This window comes from Methylobacterium sp. WL103 (assembly GCF_008039885.1).
Classification (GTDB): domain Bacteria; phylum Pseudomonadota; class Alphaproteobacteria; order Rhizobiales; family Beijerinckiaceae; genus Methylobacterium; species Methylobacterium cerastii.
In genome coordinates, this window is the sequence record NZ_VRUX01000191.1 from 1 (window position 1) to 7,189 (window position 7,189).

Genomic DNA, 7,189 nt, shown 5'->3' on the forward strand with positions numbered 1-7,189 from the left:
GTAGTCGTCTGCAGCGTCAGATGTTTATAATAGACATGGCTACGGCGGAGCGGGTGGTGGCTACGGCGCCGGTGGCGGTGGTGGCCGCGTCGCCTCCGGTCCCTCGACCGAGATGCAGGGCACCGTGAAGTGGTACGACCCGGCCAAGGGCTTCGGCTTCGTGTCGGTGAACGACGGCGGCAAGGACGTGTTCGTCCATCGCTCCGCCCTGTCGCGCGCCGGCCTCGAGTCGCTGGCCGAGGGTCAGACCGTGACGCTCGCAGTGGTCGACGGCCAGAAGGGCCGCGAGGCCCAGAGCATCAACGTCGACGATTGATCGTCGCCGAATCGGACGAACGCGGCGGTATCGCTTCCGCCGCGTTCCCGGTGAGATTGCAGACGGCGGTCCCTTCCAGGGCCGCCGTTTCGCGTTTCGGATCGACAACCGGACAAGCTGCATGCGTTGCACCCTTTCGCTCGTCCTGGTTCTCGGGCTCGCGACATCCGCGCAGGCCGAGGATTTCACCGGCGCCTATGCCGGCGTGAACCTCGGCTACGGTTTCGAGCGTGGGCGGGATGCGAAGACGCCGGGTGCTGTCCCGGGAGCGCGTGCGGGGACGCCCAGCGCCAACGACCTCCCGCCGAGCGCGTCGCTGGCCGCGAAGTCGCTCCGCGCATCGCGCCCGGCCGCCTCGCGCTGAGAGATGTCGGCGCGCACCACGGGGATTACTGCCCCGCCATCGCCTTAATGATGAAGTCGCGCCGCACGAAGCTCGCGTAGTCCGGCTGGGCCGCGAGGTTGCCGAGGGCGATCTGGGTGTCGAGGGCGATCTTCAGGGCATCCGGCGTGATGTCGACGCTCTCGGGATAGACCTTGTCGCCCATCATGCGCTTCACCGCGGCCTCGACGACGGTCGGGTCGAGGTTCGGGAACTCCTTCTTCGCGACCGCGACCGCCTTGGCCGGCTCGGATTGCATCAACCGGATCGCCGCCTGCATGCCGTTGACGAAGGCCTGCGCCACCACGGGATCCACGTCCTTGCGCGCGCTCACCGCCGAGAAGGCGTAGGGCCCGTACTTCTCGGGGAAGCCGAGGACGACCTTCATGCCCTTCGCCGCGACCTGGTCGAGGCCGGGCTCGTACAAAACGGCGACTTTGGCCTGGCCGGCCAGGAACGGGCCGGGCTCGGTGCCAAGCTGCACCTGCGTCAGCGTCACGTCGTCCTTCGACAACCCGTTCTCTTTGAGGAGCTTCAGGAACAGCGAGGTGCTGGTCGTCGGCATCAATCCGGTGACGATGGTCTGGCCCTTGAGGTCCTTCACGTCCGTGAACGCGAAATCCGGCGTCGTCGCGATCCAGACGGCCGCACCGTTGACGACGTTGGCGACGACGCCGACGGGGGCACCCTTCGAGGCCGCCACCGCGGTCCATTCCGGACCGTGGATCGAGAACTGCGCGCTCTTGGAGATCACCGCCGACAGCGCGACACTCGGGGCGCCGGCGGTCTCCTTGGTGACCTCGATGCCGGCCTTCTCGAACAACCCCTCGTCGAGGGCCACGTAGAGCGGCAGGTAGAGCATCGATTGGAAGGCTTGGCTCACCGTCGCCTTCAACGCCGCCGCCGAGGCCGGCGCGGCTCCCAGCAGCCAAGCCGCGGCGACGGTCGCGAGGAGGGGACGGCGCTGGATCATCGGGGCCACTCGTTCTGCAAAGGAAAGGGCAGGGAAGGGGGAAAGGGCAGTCGCGCGCGACGCGGCGGCCTGGAGCTCAGACCTGAACGCTGCCGGCGGTGTCCACCTGCCGCCACGGCAGGATGCGGCGTTCGGCGAAATCGATGACGTGGTAGAGCAGGAAGCCGACGAACATCAGCACGAACAGCCCGACCCAGACGGCGTTGAGGTCGTAGAGCGACGAGGCGTTGTAGATCAGGTGGCCGAGCCCCGCCTGTGACGAGATGAACTCGCCGACGACGGCGCCGACGAGGGCGAAGCCGATGTTGATCCGGAACATCCCGATGATCGCCGGCAGCGTCGAGGGCACGATCACCGAGCGGAAGATCCGGTTCTTCGAGGCCCCCATGGAAGCCAGCAGCGCCTGCAGGTCGGGGTCCGCGTCCCGGGCGGCCTGATACGCCGCGATCAGCGCCACCAGGGCGGTGAGCGAGACCGCGAGCGCGACCTTCGAGATGAAGCCGGTGCCGAACCAGAGGATCACGATCGGCGCCAGCGCGATCTTCGGCACCGAGTTGATCGCCACGATGAACGGCTCGACGATCCGCGCGACCAGCACCGAATACCAGAGCCCGAGGCCCGCTGCGGAGCCGAGGACGGTTCCGATGACGAAGCCGAGGATGGCCTCCACCACCGTGAGCCAGGTGTCGTGGACGAGGCTGCCGTCCAGCACGCTCTTCACGAACACCCGCCAGATGCCCGAGGGGGCCCCGACCAGGAATTCAGTGAGCCATCCGGCGTCCACCGCGATCTCCCAGCTCGCAAAGAAAACCGCCACGGCCAGAATCTGGATCAGGCCGCGCCCGAGGGTGGTGTCGACCGCGCGCGCCAGAGCACCCGGTCTGCGGCGGGTCGCGGCCGGTGTCGCCGGGCTCTGCGCCGTCGGCGCCTGGTCTTGCGAAAGGCTTTGGATCGCCATCAGGCCGCCCTCGCTCGGGTCTGGATGTCGAGTTCGCCGCACAGGGTGTTGAAGTATTCCGAGAAGCGCGGATCGCTGCGGGCGCCGATCGGCGACCGATCGTTGAGCGCGATATCGTGCACCCCCTTCACCCGGGTCGGTCGGTTGCCGAGCACCACCACGCGCTTGGAGAGGGCCACGGCCTCGTCGATGTCGTGGGTCACGAGCACGACGGTCTTGTGGAACGTCTCGACGGCGTCGAGCAGCACGCCTTCGAGGTAGAGCCGGGTCTGATAGTCCAGGGCCGAGAACGGTTCGTCGAGGAGCAGGATGTCCGGGTCCATGATCAGCGTCCGGATCAGCGCCGCCCGCTGCCGCATGCCGCCGGACAGAGTCTTCGGGTAGGCGTTCTCGAAGCCGGAGAGCCCGAAGCGGGCGAGGTAGTCCCGCGCCGTCTCGGTCGCGGCCCGGGCGTCGACGCCCTTCATCTCCAAGCCGAGCATGACGTTCTGCAGAACGGTGCGCCAGGGGAACAGCAGGTCCTTCTGCATCATGTAGCCGACGCGCCCCGAGAGCCCGGGCACGATCTCGCCACGGAAGCGCATCGTGCCCTCGTCGGGTTCGAGCAGGCCGGCGATGACGTTGAAGACCGTGGTCTTGCCGCAGCCGGACGGCCCGATGATGCTGACGAAGTCCCGCTCGTAGATGTCGAAGTTCAGCCCGTCGAGCACCGGCACCGCGCCGCCACGAGATGGGAACGCCTTCCGGATGCCCCGCAGGGCGAGCTGCACGTCCCGGCCGTTCGCAAGCGCATCCATCGACGACTCCACCGCTGGGGCGGAGCCGAGCAAGGCCTGGGCCAATCGGAATGCAAAATGCAGATTCGAGGCTGTTCGGGTGGCTTCACATCGACGCTCGCACCCGGAGGGAACCTCGAAACGAAGAAGGGCAAGACGCGTCGCCGCGTCCTGCCCAAGATCGTATAAGTTCGGAATTCTTTGGTGGGCGCACTAGGGTTCGAACCTAGGACCCGCTGATTAAGAGTCAGCTGCTCTACCAACTGAGCTATGCGCCCGATCGCCTGAGCGATCCGCCGCGGTCCACCAAGTCCCGCTGCGATGCGGGCTGATACCAACCGGGCCGGGGGCTGTCCACCCCGCGAGTGAGGTTTTCGCCCGCGGGCGGGGATTTTCCCCCGGCTCAGTCGGTTTTCGGACTACTCCGCCGCCGCGTGCTGCGCATGGATGCGCACGGCGGAGGCTGCCAGCTTGTTCAAGGCCGAGAGGTAGGCCTTGGCCGATGCGACCAGCGTGTCCGGGTCGGCGCCGCGCGCGGTGATCGAGCGCTCGCCCGCCTTCAGGCGGACCGAGACCTCGGCCTGCGCGTCGGTGCCGGCGGTGACCGCGTGGACCTGGTACAGCTCAAGCTGCGCCTCGTGCGGCACGAGCGCCTGAATCGCGTTGAACACCGCGTCCACCGGCCCGTTGCCGTCGGCCTCCTCGGTGAGCGTCTTGCCGTCCAGGGCGACCTTCATCGTCGCCCGCTGCGGCCCGCGGGTGCCGGCGATGACCGAGAGCGACACCAGGCGGATGCGGTCGTGCGCGGTGGCGAGGTTTTCGTCGACCAGCGCCTCGATGTCCTCGTCGTAGACGTGCTTCTTGCGGTCGGCCAAGGCCTTGAACCGCTCGAACACGTCCTGCAGCTGGTTGTCGGACAACTTCAGGCCGAGCTCGTCGAGCTTGGAGCGGAACGCGGCCCGACCGGAATGCTTGCCCATCACCAGGTTGGTCTTGGTGACGCCGACGGAGGCCGGCGTCATGATCTCGTAGGTCTCGGCGTGCTTGAGCATGCCGTCCTGGTGGATGCCGCTCTCGTGCGCGAAGGCGTTGCGGCCGACGATCGCCTTGTTGAACTGCACCGGGAAGTTGGTGGCGTGGCTCACGAGCTTCGAGGCGCGCGTCAGCATCGTCGACTCGATGCCGGTCTCGTAGGGCAGTACGTCGGAGCGGGTGCGGATCGCCATGACGACCTCCTCGAGCGCCGCGTTGCCCGCGCGCTCGCCGATGCCGTTGATCGTGCACTCCACCTGGCGCGCGCCGCCCTCGATGCCGGCCAGGGTGTTGGCGATCGCGAGGCCGAGGTCGTTGTGGCAATGGACCGAGAAGATCGCCTTGTCGGCATTCGGCACGCGCTCGCGCACCGCCTCGAACATCGCCCGGTACTCGCCCGGCGTGGCGTAGCCGACCGTGTCGGGCAGGTTGATCGTCGTCGCGCCGGCCTTGATCGCCGCCTCGACGCAGCGGCACAGATAGTCGATCGGGGTGCGGGTCGCGTCCATCGCCGACCACTCGACGTCGGAGACGAGGTCGCGCGCCTGCGCCACCGTCTTGAGGATGATCTCGACGACCTCGTCCTCGGTCTTGCGCATCTGGTGCGCGAGATGGATCGGCGAGGTCGAGACGAAGGTATGGATACGCCCCTGGCGCGCGTGCCGAACCGCTTCGCCGGCCCGCGCGATGTCGGCGGGGATGGCGCGGGCGAGCCCGGCGATGGTGGCTCGCTGGGCGCGCCGTGCGATCTCGGACACGGCCTCGAAGTCGCCGTTGGAGGCGATCGGGAAGCCGGCCTCGATCACGTCGACGCCCATCGCATCAAGCAACTCGGCCACGGCGAGCTTCTCGTCCAGCGTCATGGTCGCGCCCGGGCATTGCTCGCCGTCGCGCAACGTCGTGTCGAAGATCACGACGCGGTCTTTTTTCGTCTCGGAAGTGCTGGTCATCTCGTGTCAACCCTGTCGCGGCACCCTCCGCAATGCGGACCGGGCTGCCTTCGAAGCCTGAAGATCCGGCCGTGCGATCCCCTGAAGGCCCAGGCGTGCGCCCGGACGGCCCTCAGGGGCGGGTAAGCAGAAGCGTGCGGAGGGCGCGCGTCGGCGACGCCGCGGACGCGGCCTCGATGGCGACGGGTGCTGAGCCGGCGCTGGCCAAGGCTCGTCTCTCCTCGGCGCCGACCTCGGGACCGCACGGAGATGTGCGGGGCCGGCGACGCAGGATTCGTGGATATCCCTCCGCGGCGGCGAAGACAAGCGCGGCCATGGGACGGGCTCTCGCAAAGAAAAAGGCACCCGCGGAGCAATCCGCGGGTGCCTCGGATGGAATGGCCGCAGGAGGACGAGTCAGACGGCGATGCGCTCTTCGGCGTCCATCGGCTCGCGGAGCACGTAGCCGCGGCCCCAGACCGTCTCGATGTAGTTCTTGCCCTGGCTGGCGTTGGCGAGCTTCTTCCGCAGCTTGCAGATGAACACGTCGATGATCTTCAGCTCGGGCTCGTCCATGCCGCCGTAGAGATGATTGAGGAACATCTCCTTGGTGAGCGTCGTGCCTTTCCGGAGCGAGAGGAGTTCCAGCATCTGGTACTCCTTGCCGGTGAGGTGGACGCGGGAGCCGGCGACCTCGACGGTCTTCTGGTCGAGGTTCACGATCAGGTCGGCGGTGGTGATCACCGACTGGGCGTGGCCCTTCGAGCGGCGGACGATGGCGTGGATGCGGGCCACGAGCTCGTCCTTGTGGAACGGCTTGGTAAGATAGTCGTCGGCGCCGAAGCCGAGGCCCTTCACCTTGTCTTCGATGCCGGCCATGCCCGACAGAATCAGGATCGGCGTCTTGACCTTGGCGACCCGAAGGTTGCGCAGCACCTCGTAGCCCGACATGTCGGGCAGGTTCAGGTCGAGCAGGATGATGTCGTAATCGTAGAGCTTGCCGAGATCGATCCCTTCCTCACCGAGATCGGTGGTGTAGGTGTTGAAGTTCTCGGACTTGAGCATCAATTCGATGCTCTGCGCCGTGGCGCCGTCGTCCTCGATCAGAAGTACCCGCATCGTCGATCCCCAGCCCGGCCGGCCGTATCAGCGTTCGGACACGTCGCCGCCATTCGTCCGCCACCGGCCTGTGGACGGACGCCCCATCGTCATTGACGTGAAACGCTATTCGTTAATCGTTAACAAAACCTGATTCTCCGTGGCAAGCGATCGTTTGCATCTGCCTCGGCCTTTTTTCGTCCGGTCTCGGCTGTCCGTCCCGACCGCCCCGACCGCCCGCGGCCGATGCCGTACCTTCAACGCCTGCCAAGTCCTTCACATGTCACGGGCCGCGCGCGTTCGTGGCCGTCGAGCCACATCCGCGACGCATGTCCGGGCCGGATCGAGGGACCCGAACCGGTCGTGCGATCGGCCCCGCTACAAGCCCGATGACCGCAGTGTTAAGGAGGGAGGTAAACGAACCGTTAGGGCATCACGGATGACGCAGGACCAGGGCGGGACCGCGGCTCGGACGCTCTCCGGCATCCGCGCCGGGCTGGAGCGGGTCGAGCCGCTCGAGACCTACGGCCGCGTCGTCGCGATTCGCGGGCTCCTCGTCGAGGTCGCAGGGCCGGTCGCCGCGATGCGGCTTGGTGGGCGGCTGGACGTGGAGGGCGCCGGCAGCGCCGGCTTGATCCCGTGCGAGATCATCGGCTTCCAGGGCGACCGGGCGCTGGCCATGCCGTTCGGCTCGCTGGAGGGCGTGCGCCGCGGCTGCCCGGCCT

At 67.5% G+C, this 7,189-nt stretch carries 6 protein-coding genes, 1 tRNA gene and 2 pseudogenes; 3 read left to right on the forward strand and 6 right to left on the reverse strand.

The window, feature by feature from the left end:
- Positions 1 to 37: 37 nt before the first annotated feature.
- Together FV222_RS13100 and FV222_RS13105 are read left to right on the forward strand one after the other, a co-directional pair.
- Positions 38 to 316 (forward strand): annotated as a pseudogene (locus FV222_RS13100) (cold shock domain-containing protein); the annotation flags it as partial.
- 121 nt (positions 317 to 437) lie between these two features.
- Positions 438 to 680 (forward strand): hypothetical protein, encoded by a 243-nt coding sequence (locus FV222_RS13105; protein ID WP_147761490.1) that lies wholly within the window; start codon positions 438 to 440, stop codon positions 678 to 680.
- Between the two features lie 25 nt (positions 681 to 705).
- On the opposite strand, the gene FV222_RS13110 is transcribed toward FV222_RS13105, so the two are convergent.
- The 6 genes from FV222_RS13110 to FV222_RS13135 all read right to left on the reverse strand — a co-directional run bounded on the left by FV222_RS13110 (position 706) and on the right by FV222_RS13135 (position 6,485).
- Positions 706 to 1,671 (reverse strand): ABC transporter substrate-binding protein, encoded by a 966-nt coding sequence (locus FV222_RS13110; protein ID WP_147761491.1) that lies wholly within the window; start codon positions 1,669 to 1,671, stop codon positions 706 to 708.
- Between the two features lie 76 nt (positions 1,672 to 1,747).
- Positions 1,748 to 2,629: an ABC transporter permease gene (locus FV222_RS13115; RefSeq protein ID WP_147814577.1), complete on the reverse strand. Its 882-nt coding sequence runs from the start codon at positions 2,627 to 2,629 to the stop codon at positions 1,748 to 1,750.
- A complete protein-coding gene (locus tag FV222_RS13120; RefSeq protein WP_147761493.1) occupies positions 2,629 to 3,426 on the reverse strand; it encodes an ABC transporter ATP-binding protein in 798 nt (265 codons plus the stop codon). Before FV222_RS13120 ends, FV222_RS13115 begins: the two co-directional genes overlap by 1 nt.
- Positions 3,427 to 3,607: 181 nt before the next feature.
- Positions 3,608 to 3,683, reverse strand: a tRNA-Lys gene (locus FV222_RS13125).
- A gap of 141 nt (positions 3,684 to 3,824) precedes the next feature.
- Positions 3,825 to 5,387, reverse strand: a complete 1,563-nt coding sequence (locus FV222_RS13130; protein ID WP_147761494.1) for a 2-isopropylmalate synthase — start codon at positions 5,385 to 5,387, stop codon at positions 3,825 to 3,827.
- Between the two features lie 396 nt (positions 5,388 to 5,783).
- On the reverse strand, positions 5,784 to 6,485 hold the full coding sequence (locus tag FV222_RS13135) for a response regulator transcription factor CtrA (RefSeq protein WP_147727979.1): 702 nt from the start codon (positions 6,483 to 6,485) through the stop codon (positions 5,784 to 5,786).
- A 418-nt stretch (positions 6,486 to 6,903) separates the two neighbouring features.
- Between FV222_RS13135 and fliI the strand changes: the two are divergent.
- Positions 6,904 to 7,189 (forward strand): annotated as a pseudogene (fliI, locus tag FV222_RS13140) (flagellum-specific ATP synthase FliI); the annotation flags it as partial.